General features: G+C 70.6%; 23 protein-coding genes. 11 read left to right on the top strand and 12 right to left on the bottom strand.

Going from position 1 to position 22,868, the window contains the following annotated elements; translation table 11 throughout:
* Nucleotides 1–4 precede the first annotated feature (4 nt).
* Nucleotides 5–928 carry an N-acetyl-1-D-myo-inositol-2-amino-2-deoxy-alpha-D-glucopyranoside deacetylase gene (gene mshB / locus BJ993_RS16495; protein ID WP_179650006.1) on the bottom strand — a complete coding sequence of 308 codons (924 nt, stop codon included), beginning with the start codon at nt 926–928 and terminating at the stop codon, nt 5–7.
* A 25-nt stretch (nt 929–953) separates the two neighbouring features.
* Here mshB and BJ993_RS16490 point away from each other — a divergent pair, with 25 nt between their 5' ends.
* Nucleotides 954–1,991, top strand: a complete 1,038-nt coding sequence (locus BJ993_RS16490) for a hypothetical protein (protein WP_179650004.1) — start codon at nt 954–956, stop codon at nt 1,989–1,991.
* Between the two features lie 12 nt (nt 1,992–2,003).
* Here the strand turns inward: BJ993_RS16490 and BJ993_RS16485 are convergent, their stop codons facing one another.
* Complete coding sequence (locus BJ993_RS16485) at nt 2,004–2,285, bottom strand: hypothetical protein (RefSeq protein ID WP_036548031.1); 282 nt, start codon at nt 2,283–2,285, stop codon at nt 2,004–2,006.
* Between the two features lie 41 nt (nt 2,286–2,326).
* Between BJ993_RS16485 and BJ993_RS16480 the strand changes: the two genes are divergently transcribed.
* The 5 genes from BJ993_RS16480 to BJ993_RS16460 all read left to right on the top strand — a co-directional run bounded on the left by BJ993_RS16480 (nt 2,327) and on the right by BJ993_RS16460 (nt 6,999).
* Nucleotides 2,327–3,367, top strand: coding sequence for a hypothetical protein (locus BJ993_RS16480; protein ID WP_179650002.1), 1,041 nt, complete (start codon nt 2,327–2,329; stop codon nt 3,365–3,367).
* A 125-nt stretch (nt 3,368–3,492) separates the two neighbouring features.
* Complete coding sequence (locus tag BJ993_RS16475) at nt 3,493–4,596, top strand: ABC transporter substrate-binding protein (RefSeq protein ID WP_179650000.1); 1,104 nt, start codon at nt 3,493–3,495, stop codon at nt 4,594–4,596.
* A 2-nt stretch (nt 4,597–4,598) separates the two neighbouring features.
* Nucleotides 4,599–5,384 carry an ABC transporter ATP-binding protein gene (locus BJ993_RS16470; protein ID WP_179649998.1) on the top strand — a complete coding sequence of 262 codons (786 nt, stop codon included), beginning with the start codon at nt 4,599–4,601 and terminating at the stop codon, nt 5,382–5,384.
* Nucleotides 5,381–6,190, top strand: a complete 810-nt coding sequence (locus BJ993_RS16465; RefSeq protein WP_036548021.1) for an ABC transporter permease — start codon at nt 5,381–5,383, stop codon at nt 6,188–6,190. The genes BJ993_RS16470 and BJ993_RS16465 overlap by 4 nt, the downstream gene beginning before the upstream one ends.
* Nucleotides 6,187–6,999, top strand: a complete 813-nt coding sequence (locus tag BJ993_RS16460) for an ABC transporter permease (protein ID WP_051932501.1) — start codon at nt 6,187–6,189, stop codon at nt 6,997–6,999. Before BJ993_RS16465 ends, BJ993_RS16460 begins: the two co-directional genes overlap by 4 nt.
* Before the next feature lie 34 nt (nt 7,000–7,033).
* Here BJ993_RS16460 and BJ993_RS16455 read toward each other — a convergent pair whose 3' ends face one another.
* The 3 genes from BJ993_RS16455 to BJ993_RS16445 all read right to left on the bottom strand — a co-directional run bounded on the left by BJ993_RS16455 (nt 7,034) and on the right by BJ993_RS16445 (nt 10,610).
* Nucleotides 7,034–8,824, bottom strand: a complete 1,791-nt coding sequence (locus BJ993_RS16455) for a CocE/NonD family hydrolase (RefSeq protein WP_218864724.1) — start codon at nt 8,822–8,824, stop codon at nt 7,034–7,036.
* A gap of 90 nt (nt 8,825–8,914) precedes the next feature.
* The gene (locus BJ993_RS16450; protein ID WP_179649994.1) at nt 8,915–9,565 is read right to left on the bottom strand and encodes a LysE family translocator; all 651 of its coding nucleotides are present in this window, start codon (nt 9,563–9,565) and stop codon (nt 8,915–8,917) included.
* A 55-nt stretch (nt 9,566–9,620) separates the two neighbouring features.
* A complete protein-coding gene (locus BJ993_RS16445; RefSeq protein WP_179649992.1) occupies nt 9,621–10,610 on the bottom strand; it encodes an SDR family NAD(P)-dependent oxidoreductase in 990 nt (329 codons plus the stop codon).
* A gap of 52 nt (nt 10,611–10,662) precedes the next feature.
* Between BJ993_RS16445 and BJ993_RS16440 the strand changes: the two genes are divergently transcribed.
* Complete coding sequence (locus BJ993_RS16440) at nt 10,663–11,022, top strand: hypothetical protein (protein ID WP_179649991.1); 360 nt, start codon at nt 10,663–10,665, stop codon at nt 11,020–11,022.
* A 19-nt stretch (nt 11,023–11,041) separates the two neighbouring features.
* On the opposite strand, the gene BJ993_RS16435 is transcribed toward BJ993_RS16440, so the two are convergent.
* Together BJ993_RS16435 and BJ993_RS16430 are read right to left on the bottom strand one after the other, a co-directional pair.
* The gene (locus tag BJ993_RS16435; protein WP_179649990.1) at nt 11,042–11,392 is read right to left on the bottom strand and encodes a VOC family protein; all 351 of its coding nucleotides are present in this window, start codon (nt 11,390–11,392) and stop codon (nt 11,042–11,044) included.
* A 9-nt stretch (nt 11,393–11,401) separates the two neighbouring features.
* Nucleotides 11,402–12,283 (bottom strand): LysR family transcriptional regulator ArgP, encoded by an 882-nt coding sequence (locus BJ993_RS16430; protein ID WP_179649989.1) that lies wholly within the window; start codon nt 12,281–12,283, stop codon nt 11,402–11,404.
* Nucleotides 12,284–12,363: 80 nt separating this feature from the next.
* Between BJ993_RS16430 and BJ993_RS16425 the strand changes: the two genes are divergently transcribed.
* The gene (locus BJ993_RS16425; RefSeq protein ID WP_179649988.1) at nt 12,364–12,978 is read left to right on the top strand and encodes a LysE/ArgO family amino acid transporter; all 615 of its coding nucleotides are present in this window, start codon (nt 12,364–12,366) and stop codon (nt 12,976–12,978) included.
* A gap of 10 nt (nt 12,979–12,988) precedes the next feature.
* Here the strand turns inward: BJ993_RS16425 and BJ993_RS16420 are convergent, their stop codons facing one another.
* Nucleotides 12,989–13,615: a hypothetical protein gene (locus BJ993_RS16420; RefSeq protein ID WP_218864723.1), complete on the bottom strand. Its 627-nt coding sequence runs from the start codon at nt 13,613–13,615 to the stop codon at nt 12,989–12,991.
* 54 nt (nt 13,616–13,669) lie between these two features.
* Here BJ993_RS16420 and BJ993_RS16415 point away from each other — a divergent pair, with 54 nt between their 5' ends.
* Nucleotides 13,670–14,869, top strand: a complete 1,200-nt coding sequence (locus BJ993_RS16415; protein WP_179649986.1) for a polysaccharide lyase family protein — start codon at nt 13,670–13,672, stop codon at nt 14,867–14,869.
* Between the two features lie 133 nt (nt 14,870–15,002).
* On the opposite strand, the gene BJ993_RS16410 is transcribed toward BJ993_RS16415, so the two are convergent.
* A complete protein-coding gene (locus tag BJ993_RS16410) occupies nt 15,003–15,323 on the bottom strand; it encodes a hypothetical protein (protein ID WP_179649985.1) in 321 nt (106 codons plus the stop codon).
* A gap of 352 nt (nt 15,324–15,675) precedes the next feature.
* Nucleotides 15,676–16,026: a helix-turn-helix transcriptional regulator gene (locus BJ993_RS26015; protein ID WP_257026900.1), complete on the bottom strand. Its 351-nt coding sequence runs from the start codon at nt 16,024–16,026 to the stop codon at nt 15,676–15,678.
* A gap of 649 nt (nt 16,027–16,675) precedes the next feature.
* Between BJ993_RS26015 and BJ993_RS16400 the strand changes: the two genes are divergently transcribed.
* Nucleotides 16,676–18,586 carry an AAA family ATPase gene (locus BJ993_RS16400; RefSeq protein WP_179649983.1) on the top strand — a complete coding sequence of 637 codons (1,911 nt, stop codon included), beginning with the start codon at nt 16,676–16,678 and terminating at the stop codon, nt 18,584–18,586.
* A gap of 376 nt (nt 18,587–18,962) precedes the next feature.
* On the opposite strand, the gene BJ993_RS16395 is transcribed toward BJ993_RS16400, so the two are convergent.
* Both BJ993_RS16395 and BJ993_RS16390 read right to left on the bottom strand, forming a co-directional pair.
* Complete coding sequence (locus tag BJ993_RS16395) at nt 18,963–19,943, bottom strand: hypothetical protein (protein WP_179649981.1); 981 nt, start codon at nt 19,941–19,943, stop codon at nt 18,963–18,965.
* Nucleotides 19,940–21,214 (bottom strand): helix-turn-helix domain-containing protein, encoded by a 1,275-nt coding sequence (locus BJ993_RS16390; RefSeq protein ID WP_179649979.1) that lies wholly within the window; start codon nt 21,212–21,214, stop codon nt 19,940–19,942. The genes BJ993_RS16395 and BJ993_RS16390 overlap by 4 nt, the downstream gene beginning before the upstream one ends.
* Before the next feature lie 616 nt (nt 21,215–21,830).
* On the opposite strand from BJ993_RS16390, the gene BJ993_RS16385 reads away from it, so the two are divergent.
* The gene (locus BJ993_RS16385; protein ID WP_308645602.1) at nt 21,831–22,853 is read left to right on the top strand and encodes a tyrosine-type recombinase/integrase; all 1,023 of its coding nucleotides are present in this window, start codon (nt 21,831–21,833) and stop codon (nt 22,851–22,853) included.
* Nucleotides 22,854–22,868: the final 15 nt, after the last annotated feature.

Here is a 22,868-nt window from a genome sequence, read left to right as displayed (position 1 = left end):
CGGGTCAGGCGGGGATGCCCGCGAAGAGGTCCGTCTCCCAGCCGCGCTCGGCGTCGGTCTCGCCGGCCACGCCCTTGACGAGGCGGTACTGCTCGCGACCGAAGGCCTCCGCGCCCTTGTTGTTGGACAGCGCGAAGAAGGGCCCGTCGGTGGTGATCTGGGTGGCGTGCGCGCGCAGCGCGTCGAGCTTCTGCGGGACGTAGGCGCTCGCGTCGACCTCGCACGAGATGTCCTCGTCGGGGCGGAAGATCGGCGGCAGGTCGCCGTCGGGGTCCATCCCCTCGAAGGTCGTCGTGTCACCGGCCTCGCGGAGGCGGCGCAGGCTCTCGCGGACCCGACTCTCCGACATCGCGCCCCAGTAGATCTTCGCGATCTCCCAGGCCTCCCCCAGGTCGCGCCGGTACGACGGCGCGGCGGCCAGCTGGGCGGCGTACATCGCGACCCGGTGGGCCTGGATGTGGTCCGGGTGGCCGTAGCCGCCGAACTCGTCGTAGGTGACGAGCACCTGCGGCCGGACCTCACGGATGACGGCGACGAGGTGGTTGGCGGCCTCGGTGAGGTCGGCGTTCCAGAAGGCGTTCTCGTGGACGTCGTCGGCAGCGACGGCGTGGCCCTTCTCGTGCCACTTCATCCCGGAGTCGCGGTAGGTGCCGAAGCCGCCGAGGAAGCGGTGGTCGGTCACGCCCAGCGCCTTCATGGCGGCGTCGAGCTCGCCCCGGCGGTGCTCGCCGAGGCGGTCCTCCTGGTCCGCCGCCAGGTGGACCAGCTCGGGCACCAGGACCTCGCCCATCTCCCCCGCGGTGCAGGTGACCAGGGTGACGCCGCGACCCTCGGCGACGTACTTCGCCATCGTGGCGCCCTGGCCGATCGACTCGTCGTCGGGGTGGGCGTGGACGAGCAGCAACCGGTGGGCCGGGGTGTCGGTCATGAGATCGAGCGTAATGATGGTCTCCATGACGCACTCTCTCGGGCGCCTCGCCGTGGTCACCACCGCGCTCACCCTGCTCTCGAGCGGCCTCGCCGGCTGCGGGCTGCTCGACGGGAGCACGCCCGTCGAGGACGCGCTGGAGTACCTGCCGGCTTCCACGACCGCGCTCACCTTCACCGACCGCGCGGCCATGGACGACCGGCTGGACCTCGACGACCTGGCGACCCCGGCCTCCGAGGACGAGCTGGCCGACTGGGGCCGGGCCCAGCAGGACGAGGGCTACGGGACCGAGCTCAGCGCGTGGGTCGCCGTCATGCAGGAGGCCGCGTTCAGCGACCTGGACGTCGAGTGGGAGGCATCCGGGACCTCCGTCGACAACGGCCGGGTCCGGGTCTGGAAGCTGGACGACGACGTCGACTTCGGCAAGATCGCCGACGACCTCGAGGACGCCGGCTACGAGCACGGCACGTCGGGTGACGTCGAGACCTTCGAGACCTCCGCGGAGAGCGCCGACGAGAGCGGCCTGTACGGCGGCCGCTACCCCGGCATCCTGACCTCGCTCGCGCTCGTCCCCGACGAGCACCTCGTGCTGTCGGGTGCCGTCGAGCTCGCGATCGACGTCGCGAACGACGACGAGGACTCGCTGTCCGACGAGGGCAGCTTCGACGACCTGCTCGACCGCGCCCCGGACGCCGGCGACCTCGAGTACGCCGCGCTCAGCCTCGAGGGGCTGTGCGGTCTCGGTGACCGGGTGACGCCCGAGCAGGCCGCCCGGGAGTTCGAGGGCCTGTCCCACCCCGACCGCGGCGAGGCACTGTTCGCCGACCCGGACGCGGTGACGGCCGTGCGCCTCTTCGGCGACGACAACGACGCCGAGAGCGACGCGAAGGGGCTCGAGACCTATCTCGACGAGCGCGCCTCGACGCGGGGCTTCGACGTCGGCCTCGACGTGCAGGCCGACGGCGACGCCGTGACCGCCGAGGGCTCCTTCGACGACCGGCGGGCGATGGTGCAGGCGTGGTCCCGGGCCGACGGCCCGTTCGCCTGCCCGCTCGGCAAGTGACCCGCCCGGTGACTACTCCGGGCGCTTGATCCGCTTCGGCTGGTCGGGGAGCGGCAGGACGAGCGGCGGCGCCGCCGGCTCCGCCTCGTCGTCGTAGTCCAGCCAGCCGTCGTACATCTCGACCAGCATGTCGAGCTGGATCTCCGGGGCGTCCGTGACGACGGCCCACGGGTGGTCCTCGTCGTCGTCCTCGCCGGCCAGGCGCTCGCGGACCACCTCGGCGGCGTACCCGCCCCGCACCAGCGCCGCGGCGGCCGAACGCGCCTGCTCCTCGTCGAAGAAGATGCCCCTCACGTGCCCATGATGACGCAGGCACCTCGGCTACCGTGACGCCCGTGGCCGGACTGCACCTGACCCGCACCGAGGAGAACGTCGCCGAGATCGACGCCCTGGCCGCGGCCCTCGCCGCGGACGGCGGCGGACGGGTCGGGATCAGCGGCCTCGCGCCCGACCTCGCCCGGCGGCTGCGCCGCACCTTCGCGCCGACGCCGCGCCTGCTCGGCCGCAAGGTCTCCCGCGCCTACACGTGGGAGGGCCACGACCGGCGCGACCCGACCTGGATGCCGCAGGGCATCACCACGTCGGTGGCGACGGGCTTCCGCGAGCGGCACGGACACGACGTGCTCGCGACGTCGTGGTACTCCAAACAGGGCCAGGGCTCGCGGATCAGCATCGTCGACGTCGAGCGCCGCCGCTACGCGCACGTGCTGCTGGTGACGCCGACGCTGAAGGACGGTGTGCCCGGCCTCGGCCCGCTGAAGGTGCACGCGGGCGGCATCGTGTGGCACGGCGGCTACCTGCACGTCGGAGGCACCGGCAAGGGACTCTTCACCTGCCGGATGGACGACATCCTGCGGGTGCCCGCCGGGTCGTCGTACGAGACCTTCGGGCACCGCTACGTGCTGCCCGTGCGCTTCGTCTACCGCGGCCGGAACGAGGAGGGTACGACGCGGCTGCGCTTCTCGTTCTTCACCGTCGACCGCAGCGCGGCCGACCCGGCGCTGGTCGTCGGCGAGTACGGCTCGCTGAAGCAGACCCGGCGGATCGCCCGCTTCGCCCTCGACCCGGCGACGCAGCTCCTCGTCGGCGACGCCGAGGGACGTTACGTGCCGGAGATCGACGACCGGGGCCAGGCCCGGATGCAGGGCGTCTCCGTCGTCGACGGCACCTACTACGCGACCGCCTCGCGCACGCCGCTCTTCCCGGGCTCGATGTTCGTCGGCGCCCCGGGCCGCTTCCGCGAGCTGCGGTGGGCCACCCCGATCGGCCCCGAGGACCTGGTCTGGTGGCCGGAGACGGAGTCGCTGTGGTCGGTCACCGAGCACCCGCACCGGCGCTGGGTTTTCGCGATGAGACGCAGCAGCCTGGGGCGCTGACACCGGGAACTTAACCTCCCCGAAACCGTCCGACCCGGCGCTGAAATCCCGGTCTCCTAGCGTCGCCGTGCAGGCAACGTCCCCGTTGCTTCTCGGTGGCAGGCACCAGCCCACAGGAGACCCCCATGACCCACGCGTCCACCCGTTCCCGCCGCGGCCTCCGCGCCCTCGCCGCCGCCACGGCATCCGTCGTCGGCCTGGTCGGCCTCGCGGCGTGCGGCAGCGACGACGCCTCGGACGGTGGCGGCGACGGCCACGGTGACATCAGCGTGCAGTACTCGTGGATCAAGAACGAGGAGTTCGCCGGCGAGTTCTACGCCGAGGACAAGGGCTACTACGCCGACGCCGGCTTCTCGAAGGTCAGCGGGATCTCCGGCCCCGACACCGGTGTCGCCAAGCTGCTCAGCGGCACGGTCCAGGTCGCGCTCAGCGACGCCGCGTCGATCGGCGCCGCGATCGCCAACGAGGACGCACCGCTGAAGATCATCGGCGCGACCTTCCAGAAGAACCCGTTCACCATCCTGTCCCTCAAGGACGGCGCGGACATCAAGACGCCCGCCGACCTCAAGGGCAAGAAGATCGGCGTCCAGGACTCCAACGCCAGCGTCTTCGAGGCGATCCTCAACGCCAACGGCATCTCCAAGGACGAGGTCGAGGTCGTGCCCGTCGACTTCGACCCGACCCCGCTGATGGAGGGCAAGGTCGACGGCTTCATGGCCTACCTGACCAACGAGGCGATCACCGTCGAGCTGGCCGGCCACGAGGTCACCAACCTGCCGTACGCCGACAACGGGGTGCCCTACGTCGCCGAGACGTTCAGCGTCACCGACCAGTACCTCGCCGAGAACAAGGCTCTCCTCAAGGACTTCCTGATCGCCGAGATCAAGGGCTGGACCGACGTCTTCAAGAACTCCACCGACGACACCGTCGGGCTGATCACCGAGTTCTACAACAAGGCCGCGTCCGACAACGCCGACGGCCTCGAGGCGACCTTCGGCGCGCTCGACCCGAAGAAGACCGGGATGGGCCTGGAGGCGGAGAAGCTGCTGATCTCCACCGCCGACACCGAGGCCAACGGACTGTTCACGATCACCGACGAGCTCAAGGAGCAGACCGTCGCCTCGCTGAAGGCCGCCGGCTGGGAGGTCAGCGTCGACGACCTCTTCGACACGAGCATCATCGACGAGATCTACGAGGAGCAGCCCGAGCTGAAGAAGTACCTCCCCTGACGATGGCGACCGGCATCCACGTCTCCGGGCTCTCGAAGACCTTCAGGGCGGGCCGCGGGCGCACCGTGACCGCCCTGGAGGGCGCCGAGCTCCACACCGGGCAGGGCTCGTTCCTGGCCCTGCTCGGTCCCTCGGGGTGCGGCAAGTCGACGATCCTGCGCATCCTCGCCGACCTCGAGCACCCGACGTCCGGCACCGCGCTCGTCGACGGCCGCACCCCAGCCGAGCTGCGCCGCGACAGCGAGCTCGGCATCGCCTTCCAGGACCACGCGCTGCTCCCGTGGCGCAGCGTCACGAAGAACATCCGCCTCCCGTTCGAGGTCGCCGGGCGCGACGTCGACAAGGAGTACGTCGACGAGCTGATCGCGCTCGTCGGGCTCCGCGGCTTCGAGGACAGCAAGCCGGCCCAGCTCTCCGGCGGCATGCGCCAGCGCGTGTCGATCGCTCGCGCGCTCGCCCTGAAGCCGTCGGTGCTGCTGCTCGACGAGCCGTTCGGGGCGCTCGACGACATGACGCGGCAGAACCTCAACCTCGAGCTGCTGCGGATCTGGACCGAGAAGCCGGCGACGACGCTGCTGGTCACGCACGGCATCTCGGAGGCGATCTTCCTCTCCGACCAGGTGGCGGTGATGTCGCCGCGGCCCGGCCGGATCAAGGCGATCATCGACGTCGACCTGCCGCGGCCCCGCACGCCGGACCTGATGCGCACGCCGGAGTTCCACGCCCTGGTGGACCAGGCGTCCGAGCTGCTGTTCGGCGCCGACGGCCGCGCGGACGCCGAGTCGTGAACCCTTCGCGCCGGGTGCCGGGCTGGCTGGCCAGCATCCTCGGCACGGTCGGCCTGGTCCTGGCGTGGTGGCTGTTCTCGGTGCTCGCCTTCCGGCCCGACCCCGGGACGACGTACGACCCCGTGCCGTCGCCGCTCGCGGTCGGCCGCCAGATCCTCGACGACGGCCTGTCGGCGTACTGGGACTTCTTCTCGGTCACCGTGCACGAGGCGGCGGTCGGCTTCCTCTGGGGCAACGGGCTCGCCCTGCTGCTCGCCGCGACGGTGCTGCTGGTGCCGCGGATCGAGCCGATCGTGGTCCAGGTCGCCGTCGTGTCCTACTGCCTGCCGCTCGTGGCGGTCGGCGGCATCTCGATCGTCGCCCTCGGCGGCGCCACGGAGCCCGGCGACCCGTCGACGACGGCGATCTTCCTCGCGGCGCTCTCGGTCTTCTTCACCACCGTCGTCGGCGCCCTGCTCGGCTTCAAGGCCGCCGACCGGGCGAGCCTGGACGTCGTCCGGGTCTTCGGCGGCGGCCGGGTGCGGCAGCTGGTGAAGGTGCGCCTCGTCGCGGCGCTGCCCGCGGTCCTCAACGCGCTGCAGGTGGCCGTGCCGACCTCGCTGCTCGGCGCGGTGCTCGGGGAGTACATGGGCGCGACCGACCGCAGCGTGGGCATCACCCTGATCCGGCTGCAGGGCCAGCTCGACTCGGTCCGGGTCTGGGCGGTCTTCCTGCTGTGCGCCCTCGTTGCGCTGGCGGGCTACGCCGCCTTCGGCCTGCTGGCCCGGCTGGTCACCCCGTGGGTGTCGGGACGGGGCACCGCATGAGCCGCGCGATCGGGCGCTCGCTGCTCAACGCGCTGGTCACCGTGCTCGTGGTCCTCGCGCTCTGGCAGGCCGTGGTCAGCTTCGCCGGCGTCTCCCCGTACGTCGCCAAGGGACCCCTGGACGTCTTCCGGTTCCTGTTCGTCGACGAGGCCGGCGCCGCGCCGGGCCGGCTGGCCGCGGACCACCGCGACGCGCTGCGCCCGCTCACCACGCAGACCCTGCGCGACGCGGGGCTGGGCTTCGGCGTCGGCATGGCCATCGCCGTCGCGCTCGCCGTGGCGTTCTCGCTGTCGAAGACCGTCGAGGCCGGGGTGCTCCCCCTCGCCCTGCTCCTGCGCAGCGTCCCGCTGGTGTCGATCTCGCCGGTCATCATCCTGATCACCGGCCGCGGCACGACCGCCTCGGTGGCGGTCATCGGCAGCATCGTGGTGCTCTTCCCGGCCCTCGCCTCGGCGCTCTTCGGGCTCGGCCGGGCCAGCAGGGAGAGCCTCGACCTGGTCCACGTGTACGGCGGCGGCAACGCCACCGCGCTGCGCAAGGTCGCGATCCCCGGTGCCCTGCCCTCCCTGTTCGCCGCCGCCCGGGTCTCCGTGCCCGGCGCGGTCACCGGCGCGCTGCTCGCCGAGTGGCTCTCGACGGGCAAGGGCATCGGCGGCTCGATCCAGAAGTTCAGTGCGGCCGCGAAGTTCGACGACCTCTGGGCGTCGGTCGCGATCATCACCGCGATCACACTGCTGCTCTACAACCTCGTGCAGCTGCTCGAGAACGTCGTGCTGGCGCGGATGGGGATGTCCCAGCAGCAGCCCTGACCGCTCCAGCCCGGACCGCTCCAGCCCGGACCGGTCAGGGGACGATCGGCAGGCTGAGCGTCTGCGCCGAGCCGGACGCGATCGACACCGGCGTCGCCACCAGGCCACCGCGGTAGTTGACCGAGCCGCCCGCGACGACCAGCCGCAGCCGGTGCCCGGCCGCGAACTCGTGCACGATCGCGGGCACCTGCACCGTGAACGGCTTGGTGACGTCGGGGACCCGCACCGGCGCCTCGAGCCCGTTGATCAGACGCGCGGTGCCGTCGGGGGCGACGTCGACGACCTTCACGAAGAGCACCAGCTGCCCGGCCGGACCGAGCGCCTGGGTCAGCGCCGCGCTCGGGGCGCCGACCTGGATCCGCACCGTCGGCGAGCCCGCGACCCGCAGCGGACCCGTCAGGGCCGGTGTCGACCAGCTCGCGAAGGTGCCGGGCTGGTCGGTGACGAGATCGGTCACCGGGGCGGTGAAGCTGCCGAAGACGTCCATCTCGTCCAACCGGGTGGGCAGGCCCGCCGCGGTCGTGACGAACGACTGCGAGCCCGGAGCGGTCGCCGTCGTACCGGTCACGAGGGAGCCGGCGCCCGAGAGGCGCCAGGTCCGTCGTACTCCCACGGGGAAGGCGGACGACGTCGCGTAGGCGGGCGTGGCGTTGCCGGAGTAGGCGACCCAGTCGCGGAAGTAGGCGAACTCGGGACCGGTGCTGACCGCCTTGCCCTTGAGGTGGCGCTCGTACCACTGCAGCACCCGGGTGCTGAGGTAGCCGGCGGACGGGTCGTCCCAGCTGACCTCGCCGGGAGCGCTGGCGCCGGAGTGCCCGCCGAGCATCCAGATCATCTTGGTCTCGGTGCCCTGCGCCTGCAGCGCGCGGTAGGTCGCCGTGGCCTCGTTGAGGTTGAAGAGGGTGTCGCGCTGGCCCTGGACGAGCAGGGTCGGCACCCGCACCTTCGCGACGTACGACGCCACGGACGCGTGCCGCAGCGAGGCGATGTCGCCCGGCTGGAGGTAGCCGGTGGTCCCGGCCGTGACGAGCGCCGGGCAGACGAACGCGGCGAAGTTGGGGCACGGCACCGCGTCCGGCGGGACCTGCTGGTTCTGCACGTCGCCGGTGGCGCCCGTCGCGGAGAAGCCGAGGGCCCACATCAGCTTGGCCGCGCCGGGGGTCGAGGTGGAGACGCCCGAGGTCTGCGCGGTGTTGTTGGGGTCGAGGCTGTAGCTCAGGTCGTTCCAGGTGATCAACGGGACGAGCGCGTCGACCCGGGCGTCCACGGATGCGACCGCGAACTGGAAGCCGCCGCCGTAGGAGCCGCCGAAGGTCCCGACGCGCGGGTCGTCGGTGCGCGCGACGCCCTTGTGGTCGCGGGCGTCCTTCTGCACGACGGTGAGCGCCGGCGCGGGCTGCGTGTGCTCCTTGTCGAGGAAGGCGATGCCGGTGCGGCCGCCGAGATAGCTGACCAGCTGGCTGGCCGCCTTGCCGTCGACGTCGGGGTCGTCGAGCGTGATGACACAGCTCGAGCCACCGAACCCGAGGCCCGAGTACGACAGCACGGCGTACCCGCGGGAGGCGAGCGCCTTCGCCGTGGGGGCCTGGTCGTTCTTCGAGCCGTTGAAGCCGTTGGTCGTCAGCACCGCGGGCACCCGGTTGAGGCTGCTCGCACCGTTGGGGACGTAGACGTCGCCCACGACGTCGCAGGTCGTGCCGTTGTCCGGCCCCACCACGACCTTGAAGTGCAACGTGGTGACGGTGAACGGGTCGGCCGCGTGCGCCGACGGCGCCGGGACGAGCAGGCCGGCGGCGACGAGCACCGCGGCGAGGGTGGCGACCAAGGCTGATGTGACGCGCTTCACACCGGGAGAACGAGGGGTACGACGGCGTGGTTACGCGCCAGTAGCCTCCGGGCCCGCGGCGCGGCCTGCTCAGTGGTTGTTCGTCGTCACCAGCGCGGCGCCGAGGCCGACCATCATCACGCCGCCGGCCGCCCCCAGGCCGTCGAGGCGCTGCGGCTTGCGGGCGAACCAGTCGCGCGCCCGGCCGGCGACCAGCGCCCAGCAGGCGTCGGAGCACACCGCCATCGTGCCGAACAGGACGCCGAGGAGGAGCAGCTGCGGCGCGGCAGGGGCCCCGTCGTCGATGAACTGCGGCAGGAAGGCGACGAAGAAGACGATCGTCTTGGGGTTGGTGGCGCCGACGAGGAAGCCCGTGCGCACCGACGCGAGGCTGCTGCTCGGGCGCGACACGTCGGCGCCCTCGTCGGCAGCCGCCAGCGCGGCCCGGGCGTCGCCACGGTGCCGGATCGCCTGGATGCCCAGGTAGGCGACATAGGCCGCGCCCGCGAGCTTGAGCACGGTGAACGCGGTCGCCGACGCAGCGACGACCGCCCCGAGGCCGACCGCCACGAGCACGACCTGGGCGACCAGGCCGAGCGCGTTGCCCACGACCGACAGCAGCGCGTCGCGACGACCGACCGTCAGCGCGCGGCCGATCGTGAACAGCAGGCTCGGCCCCGGCACCTGGATGAACAGGAACGAGGCGACCGCGAAGGCGGCGAGCTGGCTGGTCGACGGCATGCAGGCATTGTCCGACAACAGGCGGCCCTCGCGCGAGCCGATTCGCGCCGCCTGCTCACAGCACGAAGGGCGCCCCGGTCGCGTCGGTGACGTGCTCGGCCAGCCGTCGTACGGCCTCGGCCGAAGGCGGACGCTGGCCGGGGAACACGACCGGACGCAGCGCACGGTCGTGCCAGAAGTGCGGCGGACGGGAGTCGGGCCGGGTCGCCACCAGCCACACGGCGGTGTCCGCACCCTCCTCGGGCGTGCGGAGGAGCGGACGCGTCAGCCGCTCGAAGCGCGGGAGGTGCTCGCTGACCCCCGGGGTGGCGGCCCAACCAGGGTGCATGCTCGCGAACAGGACCGGGTGCTCCGCCGTGCGCCGCGCCCACTCCTGCGCGAGCACGACCTGCATCCGCTTGGTGCGGGCATAGGCCCGCACGCCGTCGTAGGGCCCGGTGCGGTACTCGATGTCGTCGGCGTCGTCGGCGTGCAGGCGCGCGCCGTACATGCCGCCCGAGCTCATCCACACCACGCTCGGCGCCTCTGACGCCAGCAGCGCTGCCCCGAGCAGCGAGGTCATCAGGTGCGGTCCGAGCACGTGGACCGCGAGGGTGAGCTCGTGTCCCTGCGGGCTCGTCTCGCGACGATCACCGGTCATCGTGCCGGCGTTGTGCAGGACCGCATCCAGCCGGTCCACCCGTGCGAGCAGCCCTGCCGACCACTGCCGGACGTCGTCGAGGTCGCCGACGTCGCAGGTCTCCCCCACCACCTCTCCGGACGGGACGACCGAGCGCAGGTCGGCGATCGTGGCGGCGACCTTGGCCTGGTTCCTCCCCAGGAGGTGGACGGTCGCGCCGAGCCGTAGGTAGCCCACCGCAGCAGCCCTGCCGATGCCCGAGGTGCCACCGGTGACGAGGACCCGGCGCCCCTCGAGCGCGCCCGGCTCGGGGTCGGCCGGCCACCAGGCGGCGCGCAGGCCGGCGCCCACCCGCGTGTAGCCGAGGAGCACCGTCCGGTCGAGCGAGGCGTCCGCCACCTTGGCGAGGGTCGAGCCGATTCCCATGTCCCGACCCTAGAGCGGTCAACAAGGCCTCCGGACTGCCGATCAGGCAGGCATGGACCCGGCCGACCCGTCGCGCACGACCAGCGCACCCGACTGCCCGCCGTGGTGCGTCACCAGCGCCGCCGAGCACGCGTACGACGACGCCGGCGCCTGGCTGCACGAGGGCCCGCGCTTCGGGCTGGTCCGGACCTGGTGCCTCGACGGGGCGGAGCCGGTGTTCAGCGCCACCCTCGACTCCGGCGACGGGGACGCGGGCGAGCTCGATGCCGACGAGCTGCGCCGACTGGCGACCGACGCGCTGGACGCGGCCATGTGGATCGACCTGCAGAAGCGGCTCGGCCTCACCCGGATCGGCCGCTCCGTGGTGGAGCTCGTGCGCGAGGCGCACGACCGCGCCACCCGCAGCGCCTGAGCCCGACCGCCATCCACGCTCAGGCGGCCGCGGACTCCCCGCCGAACCCGATCTCGTTGCCGTCGGGGTCGCGGTAGGTCACCTTGCGCACGCCGTTGTCGTAGGTCTCGCTCGTGGCCGCCTCGATGCCACGGTCCGCGATCGCGTCGACCCAGCCGTCGAGGTCGTCGACGAACAGCGTGTGCCGCGCGTGGCCGGCGTGCTCGGGCAGGAGCTCGGTGAAGACGTAGCGGTGGTCCGCGAGCTCCCACACCGCCTCGATGTCGTTGGGCAGGAAGGACGGCGGCTCGCCGAGGAGCCGCGTGTACCAGTCGACCGCACGCTCGTGGTCGGTGACGGGGATGCCGGCGAACAGGTCGACGCTTGCCATGCCGCCACCTTAGGGACGCCGCGGCCCGAGGCCCAGAGCCGCGGCGGCGCGGACCTCGTCGGACAGCGCGGCCAGCGCCGGGCTGTCGAGGCGCCACCGCTGCCAGAAGAGGGGTACGTCGACCGGCCGCCCGCCGGGCAGCCGCACCAGCAGGCCGTCGGCCCGGTCGGGCTCCAGCTGTGGGGCCGGGATCATGCCCCAGCCGAGCCCCGCGCGGACCGCCTCGTGGAAGTCGGCCGTGCTCGGCACCCGGTGCACGACCGGCGGCCGGGTGGCGCCGTGGGCCGCCAGCACCTCGTCCTGGAGGTGGTCCTTCTCGTTGAACACGACCATCGGGATGCGCGCCCAGTCGACCGACCGCCCGCGCCGGTGCCGGTCGACCAGCCAGGGGGCGGCCGCCGGGGTGTAGCGCAGCCGGCCCAGCGGCTCGACCGCACAGCCCTGCACCGGCGCCCCCTCGGCCGTGACCGCGGCGAGCACGTCACCACGCCGCAGCAGGTCGTGCGAGTAGCCCTGGTCCTCGATCCTCAGCCGCAGCGCGACCGCCGGCAGGGTCGCCACGGCGCGCAGCACCGGGCGCAGCCAGGTCGCCAGCGAGTCGGCGTTGACCGCGACGGCGAGCTCGACCACCTCACCGGCGCCCAGCGTGGCAGCGGCCTCGGACGCGAGCAGGCGCAGCTGCCGGCCCAGCCGGACGAGCGGCTCCCCTGCCGCGGTCACGGTGGCGGGCGTCGTACGACCGACGAGGACCTGGCCCGCCGCCTGCTCGAGCGCGCGCACGCGCTGGCTGACCGCGCTCGGCGTGACGTGGAGCCGCCGGGCCGCGGCCTCGAAGGTCCCCTCCTCCGAGATCGCGACGAGCGTCTCCAGCTGGGCGGGGTCGAAGCGCATGCTGATCAGGTTAAGCGCTGCTTCATCTTCCTTAGGAAGATTCGCTGGCCTGCATCCGATGACGCACCTACGGTCGAGCCGTGATCGCCCCTGCCGTCGCGGGCCTCCTGACCGCGCTCTCCCTCATCGTCGCCATCGGCGCGCAGAACGCGTTCGTCCTGCGGCAGGGCCTGCTCCGCTCGCACGTCGGCGCCGTCGTCCTCGTCTGCGCGCTCTCGGACGCCGTGCTCATCGCCGCCGGCATCGCCGGTATCGGCACCCTGGTCGACCACGCAGGCTGGGTGATCGACGTGGTCCGCTGGCTCGGCGTCGCCTTCCTGGTCTGGTACGCCGCCAGCTCGCTCCGCCGCGCCCTCCACCCCGAGTCGCTGGCGCCCCAGAACGGCAACCGCGACGAGACCCGGCGCAGCGTGCTCGCGCGGACCTTCGCGCTCACCTGGCTCAACCCGCACGTCTACCTCGACACGCTCCTGCTCATCGGCTCGGTCGCGGCCGCCCACGACGGCGGCGAGGTCGCCGGGCGCTGGTGGTTCGGCGCCGGGGCGGCGCTCGGCAGCGTGCTGTGGTTCTGCAGCCTCGGCTTCGGCGCCCGGCTCCTCGCTCCCCTGCTCGCCCGCCCGCGGGCGTGGCAGGTGCTGGAGGTCGCGATCGCGGTGACGATGCTCGTCGTGGCGTGGAAGCTCGCGACGGGGTGATCGGTCGGGGTCAGTCCTTCACGTGCGGCGAGATCAACGCCGTGCGGACCGACATCCCCAGCTCGCGGGTGCGCAGGGTCGTGATCCGCCGTCCCGGCTGGACGGCGTCCTTGACCGGCGCGGCGTGCTCACCCAGCAGCGCGGCCGCGGCGTCGATGTCGGCGACCGTGTGGGTGAGGCCCCAGATCGTGGCCGGGCCCTCGCCCGTCGCACCCTGAGCACCGACCACCTCGAGGATCACCTCGCCCAGCCGGTAGAAGACCTGGCGCACCGGGCCCCCACCGAGCTCGCCGTCACGCTCACGGCGCGGCTCGAGGCCGATGCCGCCGAGCGCCGCGACGGTGCGGGTGAGGTCCGGCGCCAGCAGGACGACGTGGTCGATGTGCGTCGTACCGTTGGGGTGGCCGGCAGGCTCTGCCGCGGGCTCGTCCGTCGCGGTCGTGGGTACGCCGTCGACGTCGGCCCGCTCCTCCGGCAGCCCACGCAGCGCCCAGCCCATCACGCCCTTGCCGGCCGCGTCGCCGAGCAGTCGGATGCGGACCGTCCCGACCCGGGACGTCCCGTCGTCGTCGACGGTGAAGCCGGCCGCCCGCCAGGCCTCGGGCGGGTCGGCGACGAGCAGCTCGGATAGGGTCACGGGCACGAGGCGACCCTATCCGCGATCCCGGCCCCGCTGGCCTACGGTTCCTGCATGCAGCCGTGGGCCACTCGGAGCCGCCTTCCCCTCCTCGTCGACGCCCTCGGCGGCACCGAGGTCGACGACGCGGTACGCCGCCTCCTCCACGCCTTCGGTGACGATCCCGTCCACGTCACGGAGCACCGCGTCGGCGTACCCGCGACCGAGGTGCGCAGGCTGCGCTTCGCCTCGGGTGGCGAGATCGTGCTCCAGGACGGCGCGGTGCTCGCCGTGATCCTGCACGCCAAGCCGCCCTCCGACGGTGCGGGGGTGGTCGACCTGTCGGCGTGGGTCGACGGGCTCACGAACGCGGCGACGTTGAAGCAGGTCGAGACCGCGTTCGGCCTGAAGGCCCAGTTCTCCGGGTTCCGCAGCCCGTACTTCAAGGTCGGCGCCGGCTTCGCCCAACTCCGCTTCGGCGACGCCGGCGACAAGGGCTCGTGGAAGGAGCCCGGGCACCTCGTCAGCATCGTCGTCACCGCCGGGCAGCCCGGACGGGTGCGTCCGCCGGATGCCGACGAGTGCCCGGCCTGCAGCACGCTGCCCGCGATCGACGAGCAGGGCGGCCTCGACCTGGCTGCGACCCTGGAGCGGCTGCGGACCGCCGTGGCGGCGGAGCAGGTCAAGCAGGACCCGGCGTGGGTGCCGCTCGACGACCTCGAGGAGCTCCACGCCTCGGGGCTGATGAGGCTCGTGGAGAGCCAGCTGACCTGCCGGAACTGCCACCGGGTCATCTGCCTGACGCTGCACCGCGACGGGCCGCCGACCTTCGGCTACCACGGACCGAACGAGGCCAGGGAGCGGCCGATGGAGCGGATCCCGCCCGTCGAGCAGTGGGCGTCACGGGCCCGGCAGGAGCAGGCGAGGGAGGCGATGCAGTACGTCGACCACCGCCCGGGCGGCTGGTTCCTGGTCCGCCAGGGCGACGCCCTCTACCTGGACGCGCGCTACTCCTACAGCGCGATGATCGACGACTCCGCGTTGATCGAGCTGGGCGCCGTCGAGCGCGAGGACTACCGCAGGCGTGGCCACCAGTACCTCGACGAGCTCGCCGAGCGGATCCACATGAGCGCGCCGTACCAGCCCGAGTCGCCGTACCACGCCCGCGACCTGTACCGCCGCGGCGACGGCACCGGTCGCGACTTCCGCGCCGAGGTCGGCGCGGCGATCAGCAACCACACCTGGCTCGCCGAGCAGCGCTCGCGCGAGCGGTGAGCTGACGCGCGGCTGGCCAGACGTCCGGGCAGAGGCGGTCCTCAGACGTTGAAGCGGAACGTTTCCGGAGTCTTTCGACAGTCGTCAGTTCTGGGCAAGAGTGCCCTTGACCTGCGCAAACACGATTCGGTCGTCATGGTCTCTTTGGGTCGCTTTCGGTGCTGGTGAGGGCAGATTGAGGGCAGCCGAGGGCGCTGAGTCGCTTGAACTCAGCTACGTCCACCTCACCGCGGCACAGCCGAACGGCCTCCTTGAGGCCGACGCCCTCGACGCCGATCAGGTCGCGCAACGCCTCACCTGCAACGACGTCCGCGCGGCGGCCGCGACCGCGTTGAGCGAGGGCGTTGAGCGCCTTGATGACCAGCATCTCGGTCAGCCGTGCGCGGCGCAGCAGCTGGCGCCGACGTTCCTCTTCCTTGGCACGTGCCCGAACTCGGCCCAGCTGGCTGGTCATCAGCGGGCCCGGTTTCGGCTGGACGCTGTCGCGCGGCTTCCGCGCTCGGTCTGTCGGAGGAGGCGAGCGAGCTCTGCGGCAACACTGCTCCACCTCGCCTCATCGAGGGCCCCGCTCCCGACCCAGTCCCCCACTTGGCGGAGCACGCGCCGGCAAGCTGCTGGTGACTGCAGGACCACCTCGACCGCTTGGTCGAGGTCAGGTGCCGGCTGAAGACCCCGCTCGAGAGCCCGACGCTCGGAGTGGTCAGCCCGTCGGCAAGCATCGCTGCACCATCGTCGAGGACGGCCCGGATGCCGTGGCTCGCCTTCGTAGATCGGACGACCGCACCGTTCGCAGGGCCGTTGCGTGATCACTCGTCCTTCTCCAGGCCCAAGGTCCAGGCGATGACCGCGGCAGATCGCCACCGCAGGTGCTTGCCCACGCGGAACCCCTTCGGTCCGTAGCCCGTGTGCCGCCAGGAGTAGATCGTCTGCTTCGGCACGCCCAAGTAGTTGGCGACGTCCTCGATCGTCCACAACTCGGTGTAGTCCATCGGCTTGAGCGGTCGCCGAGCCGGCAGGTCCGGCGCGGGAGCCGCACTGCGGCCGCTCCCCGCGTGGCCCTCAGATCTGCCCCTTGCCGTTCGCGCGCCCTCTGCTGGAGCTGCGGCCGGCTCACGCCACAGCCCCAGCTGGTCTCCTTCGTCCGCTTGCATGCTCATCTCGGCCTCCTGCGGTAACTGGTGGTTCTTGGTCAGTCACCTACGTCCGAGTTGGCGCCCGCAGCGATCAATACCGGTGGCACTGCCTCTGAAATCCTCGTCAGAGAAGCTCGATGGGCAATTGCATCGGGACGAATCTCCGCCGGCAATGCAATAGGTGTGTGGCAGTCGGTTCGGTCCTTCGTCACGGGGGGACGGTGCTGCAGAACGCGGGTCGCAGTTCCACTCGCCGGAAAGGTACCGCGGCTGGGCGGCGAGCGCGGAGATCTCGATCAACGGGTTCCATGGATAACGGAAGCATGCTGGCGGCCACTTTCGTGACATGCCCGCCCGCGATTGGATCCGTGCGGACGCGAGCGCCCGCTATGCCTTAGTGCGGACGGCCGCCATCGGTGAAGTACCGACGAAACGCCGCGCACGCCGATACGGTGCATGAACGCCGTGACGCCGAGCTACGGCCAACGCTCATCCAACACCTTGGGGCCTGATGCAAACTCTGATCCGATACCGAGCTGGGGTCTCCTCCTCATATGCATGGGCAGCTCGACGGTGGCGAATCAGATGACCGGCCTCGGGAGTACGACCGGAGTGGCGACCCCCTTAGGAGTCACCTATCGAGCGCTGGTAGCCGGAACTGACAGGAGCCTCCGTGCGGGTTAGCAGGATTGAGTTCAACGGGTATCGCCGGCTCGCGAAGACGGCCACCGGCATCGACGGTCCGTTGACTGCATTCATCGGGTTCAACGAAGCGGGCAAGACGACCGTCCTACGTGGGCTGCGGTGGTTCACCCACGGCGGGCAGGTCTCGCCCGTCGACCACAACCGCAGCCGTCCGCCCGCGTCGGACCACTCCGCCGTCGTGAAGGTGTTCTACGAACTCGATGACGATGACAAGAATGCCTTCGCCGACATCGCAATGGACAACCAGCCAACGACGTTGGTGCTGTACAAGAAACGGGACGGCAACCGCATCCGCTCTCTGTCCCCGCGTCCCACCCGCCCGGCGAAGCCGTTCGAACTGGTCCGCGGACGACTCGCGAAGGCCACCACCAAGCTGGCAGCTCAGTTCGCGGCGGCCGCCGACGAAGACGAGCAGGACCCGAACGACTGGGCCGCGACCGTGAGCGAGGCACTCTCGAGCCCGGACGAAGAATGGCCCCCTCAATGGCTGAGCGCAGTCCAGTCACTCGCTGCATGGTTGAAGGAGACCCCGGCTGGTCGCAAGCAGCCACGCGACGTGCGGCTCGCGCAGATGCTCGACGACCTCTCCGAACACCTCACCGAGGAGCATCCGTCGGAGGCCGTCTGGAACGCGATCGCGGACCGCGTCCCTGACTTCGTGCTCTTCGAAGACGAGGATCGCGCCCTCGAAACGTCCTACAACCTCCAGCCTGAGAACCGGGCCATCTCACCGGCCGTCGCGAGGTTGCTGACCCTCGCGGGCATCGACCTCGACGAGATGTGGAGCCACATCCAGACCAGTGACTCCACCAAGCGGGAGACCACCCTCGAACGAGGCAACGACCGGTTGCGGAAACTCTTCGACCAGGCATGGAACCAGAGCAAGGTCACCGTGCGGTTCAACGTCAACGGCACCCTTCTGGAAGTCCTGCTGAAGGAACTCCACGGCAACGGCGACGTCACCAACATCGCCGAGCGAAGCGACGGGCTCAAAACGTTCGTCGCGCTCGTCGCGTTTCTCGCATCCGGCGGTCACACGGTGCCGCCTGTACTGCTCATCGACGAGGCTGAGACGCACCTCCACTACGACGCTCAAGCCGACCTCGTCAGTGTGCTGCTCAAGAGCGTTAACGCAGCCCAGGTCTTCTACACCACCCATTCGCCAGGATGCCTTCCCAGCGACCTCGGCACCGGAATCCGTGTCCTCGCCCGCGACCCCGAGTATGCGGATGCCAGCGTCATCAAGAACAACTTCTGGGAGGGTGAAGGTCCCGGATTCTCTCCGCTCCTGTTCGCGATGGGAGCAGGAGCCGCAGCGTTCTCCATGTGCCGCAACGCCGTGCTGGCCGAAGGAGCATCCGACATGGTGCTGCTGCCCACCCTCATCCGCAAGGCCACCAGGCTCGACGACCTCGACTACCAGGTAGCGCCGGGCCTTGCTAACGCACACGGCTCAGGGATCCGCGTCGAGGAAGTCGCGGCCAAGGTTGTCTATCTCACCGACGGCGACAGGGGCGGCGACGAACACAAGGCCGCTCTCAAGGCCGTAGGCGTCGATGGCAGCCGCATCTACAGCCTCCCCACGGCGCACGCGGTCGAAGACCTCATCAACCGCGAGGACTACGTCACCGTGGTCAACAAGTTCCTCGACACGATGGGGCAGGTCAAGCGGTTCACAGCGGCCGATGTCCCCGATGGGGTGCCCATCGCCAAGGCCTTCGCCGATTGGGCCAAGCGGAAGAAGGTTCGCACCCCGAGCAAGGTCGAGATGGCCTATGCACTCGTCCGTGCGGACGTCCGGCTCACGCAATCCGGTAAGCGTACGCTGGTCGGCTTGCACGACAAGTTCACAGACGCATTCATGGCGGGTTCGAAGTAGTCGCCGGCAGCATTACCGGCTCGAACGACGACACACAGATGCGCAGCGTGCCGTTGATCGCGTGCATCGGCAGCTTCGGCTCACGGCTAAAGCCGCGAGGTGGCTCATGTGGTCGTCTCCGACCACAACGACAATTGCCTTTTGTGCTCACCGACCTGATCGTTCGAGCGGACCCGGCGGTCGCGGACCGCCGGTGCGGGTGGACTCACACCTCCGCATGATGTGCCGGCTCCCTTCCCGGAAGCCTCCCTGGACGGCCACCAACTTCCAACGCTGGTGGGCCGTCGTGCTTCCTCAGACGGCCGCAACAGCCCGGTGCCTCGGTAGCCCCGGGTAGGACCGGTGCGGGACGGGTCGAGGCGGAGGTGACAAGGGGTCAGCGTGCGGGTGGCGCGACTACCTCCGCCACGAGCGCCCGGACTCTCGCTGGAACGTTCCCGGGCACCTGAGCATCACGGTACGGGTCGCGGGCCGGTGTGGCGAAGCTGCGGTGTAGGACGCGGGATGCGTCGAGCCCGGACCCGGCCAGAGGCCATTTCTCGGCCTTCACTCCGGCGGCGTAGGCGACCTCCAGGAGCCGCCAGATGTCGAAGGCGTCCCGAGCCGAAAACCGTCCCGCCCACGCTGTGGCCTTCATACACAACGCAGAGATGGGGTCGGGCAGCGCCAGCTGGGCGGTGACCGTCGTACCGGATGTCAACTGCACGTCAATGTCGACGACGACCGGCTCGCGGACCAGAGCGATCCCCAGACCCGGCACTTCGTCGACGACAAGGTCGCCGTGCTCCTGATTCGTTCGCATCTTTGCGTCGTACGCGGGCGCGAGAACGTCGACCACCAGCTGCAGCGTTCCGTGCTCGTCGGACAGGGGCCGCTCGAACCGGTTCCCGTCGGTGCGCTGGTATCCACGGCCCTCGAGCGCTGCGGGCAATCGCGGGTCGGCAACGACCTCGTACCCGACGCCGAGGTCGGCGTCGGCGGTGTCTCGAGGCGGGATGCCGGTGACTTGGTACGCCGCGACGAGCAGCGTCACGCAGTTCCCGCCGACGAGGCGGTACGGCACGTCGAGCTCGGCTGTCACGGAGGCGATGTCGGCGGCCGCGAGGTACGCCGCATCGGTTGACCGGGACGTCGACAGCAGGTCGAGATGAATCACGCCTGATTCCTCGCTGTCCGCCGAAGATTGCGACGTCACCACGTCCCCCGCCACGTCCCCCACCGCGTGCTCCTGCTCGCGCTGGTACTGCTGTTCACGGTGCTGTTGTTCGTGGTGTTGCTCGTGCTGGTGATCATGCTCGTCATCTTGTTCACGAACCGGCTCGCGCGCAGGTTCTTGACCCTGTTCTAGCTCGGTCACAGCGGCCCGCCGCTCCCTTGGTCACCGTGACCGCTCTCCCGGTCACCGCGGTCGAGCTGGGCGAGGGCCTCGTCGAACAGGTATTTCCGCAGGTGAAGTGCAGCCTGGTCCGCATCAGTGACAGCGGCGCCGATCGGGTGGGTGAGGTCCCACAGGATCTGGAACGGATCCGCCAGACGCCGCCCTTCCAGCGCCTGCCACATTCGGGGCACGAGCCACACACCTGGATCTGCGGGTACGACGAGCTGGATGGTGGCATCTCCCGGCGAGGCTGGTGTCAGGCCGACCTGCTGGAGGTCTGCACCGACCGGGGTGTAGATGGTTGCCACGTTCGCGCGTGCCCACGGCGCGATTCGGTCTGCAGCAACTAGCCCGGACAACGCCGGGACGGTCCGGTACGCCATCAGATGACTGGAATTGGCGGCGGCAGCAGCGACGGCGGTGCCGTCGAGGAAATCGAGGACCCGGTCGGCGGTCTGCGCGGCCTGCTCGAGGCCGTACCAGTAGGTGCGAGTGCCGCCCGGACCACGGTACGTGGTCAGCCAGTGGTCGAGAAGGTCACCCCACCCGGCCGCCTCCCACCGATAGGGCTTCACACCGCGGGGATGGGCCAGACCTTCCCCGTTTAGTTTCCGCAACGTCTGGGAGATCCGCGGCTGGCTGAGGCCGGTTAACTGGGCGAGCTCGGCTTGGGTGAACTGCTGCCCGGTGAGTAGGGCGCGGATCACCTGCCCGACCCCGTACGCTGGGCGTCCCTTTCTGCTGGTCCTGCGCTTCCCTGTTCCAGCCGGCCGGGTTCCCAGATGCAATGTCCCCGAACCCACCGGCTGGTCCGGCTGTTCGGAGGCATGGGAGCGCTCAGGTTCGTCCGGCTCTCCGAGGAGCTGCCAGCGGCCATCGGGCAGGGCGAGCGCGCCGGTCGGCCCGTCCGCCCGGTTGGGGTTTGTGGCGATAACCGACCAGCCATGCTCGCGCGCCACCGCGCGCGCCTGCTCGCTAATGCTTGGCGCGATCGCGAGCACGCGACGCGAGCTGAGGCTCTGCGCGGCCTTGCGAATGATGTTCGGCGTCAGGGTGCGATCCCATGCCTTGACCTCCACCGTCCACGTCTCCCCCGACGGCAGACTCATGGCAAGATCCGGCCCCAGATCGGCTGACTCGCCGAGTTCATCAGTGGGACCGTCGGTGGAGTCGTAGGGGTGCGTGGTGAGCTCGACCTGGTTCGGGCCGAGTTGGCGCACGGCGACGCCTGCCCTGATCAGCGCCGCCACCCACACATCACTCGATATAAGCAAAAGTCATCCTCTCTGACATTTGTTTATATTGGCAGGTCAGCGAGGCATCTGCAGCATCTGCAGCGGCGTGCCCCTTGAGTGTGGCATACCCGCGAATGCACAGTCCGGGCAGCGACAGCCATTGGGTGCGCATCGGCTGCGAGAGCGGTAAAATCGGTACCTGACGTCGACGTCGACGGCTCGCCCAGCGGCCATCGCGGCGTGCAGGATCCTACCGACCTCGTGCTGCCACCACGCTGCCAGCGGCGGGGCGTCGCGGCGCAGCTACCCCATATCGCCGCGCAGCGCCACGGTGGCCACGTCGGCAGTCATCCAGCTCGCGTCGGCGACCGGCCGCCCTTCGAGGTCGCTGAACGCAGCAACTTCGACGCACCAGGTGCGACGAGGACCGGGCAACGTCCACCACCAACGGCAACGCATCACCAGCGATTCGCAGATCGGCTCGACCGCTGTCGGATCTCGGACCTACTCTCGAAGGTCTCGGAGAGGAGTCGGGATGCCGGAAGGGATCACGAGACGCGGGAACTCTTGGCGGGCCAGGTACCGCAACCAAGAGACCGGTGCGCAGCACGAACGGTCCTTCGCCAAGCAAGTGGACGCCGTCAAGTGGCGACGGCAGCAGCTCGATGCTCTCGATCGCGGGCGGTGGGTGGATCCGCAGGCCGGCAAGGTCTCGTTCCTGCGCTACTTCGAGTCGTGGGAGCGGGACCAGCTGTGGACTGACGGCACCCGGAAGGCGATGTCGCTAGCGGCCCGGTCGACGTCGTTCGCCGAGGTGGACCTGCGCTCGATCCGGCCGAGCCACGTCGAGGCCTGGGTGAAGTCGATGACGATTGCTTCCTCGGATCGATCCGCCCCGCTGGCGCCGGGGACGATCAAGACGCGGTTCGTCAACGTGCGCTCGGTCTTCCGGGCGGCGGTGCGCGACGGGATGATCGCGACCGATCCCACGGCGCGTGTACGACTCCCCCGTCAGCGCAAGCGCGAGGCCGCGATGACGATCCCGGCCCCGGAGGTGGTCCGGCAGATCCTGGAGGCCGCGGATCCGCGCTTCCGGGCGTTCGTCGGACTGTGCGCGTTCGCCGGACTCCGACTCGGGGAGGCGGCCGCGCTGCAGGTCGGCGACGTCGACTTCCTGCGTCGCGAGATCCACGTCCGCCGTCAGGTGCAGCGGGTGAACGGCGGCGAGCTCGAGGTCCGGCTGCCGAAGTACAACTCCGAGCGCACGGTGCACGCCGCGCAGGCACTCATTGACATGCTGGCCGAGCACGTGGCGCTGGGTCTGACCAACGAGTGGCTGTTCGAAGGCAACGCCAAGCTTCCACCGCACCAGAACACGGTCGGTCACCGTTGGCGCACGACCCTTGCCCGTGCCGGCGTGAGCGGTGTCCGCCTGCACGACCTTCGCCATTTCTACGCTTCAGGGCTCATTGCCTCGGGTTGCGACGTGGTGGCCGTGCAGCGCGCGCTGGGGCACGCGAAGTCCACCACCACGCTGACCACCTATGCGCACCTGTGGCCGAGCGCGGAGAGTCGGGTGCGGGACGCGTCTGCCCGTCTTGCGGCCGAAGTCCTCACCGCTGGTGAGGGCAGAATGAGGGCAGATGAGGCGTAAATGGCCTCTGACCTG

The organism is Nocardioides aromaticivorans (assembly GCF_013408525.1).
GTDB lineage: Bacteria > Actinomycetota > Actinomycetes > Propionibacteriales > Nocardioidaceae > Nocardioides > Nocardioides aromaticivorans.
The sequence above is the reverse complement of the archived record's forward strand: the minus strand, read 5'-3'. Positions and strand labels throughout refer to the sequence as shown.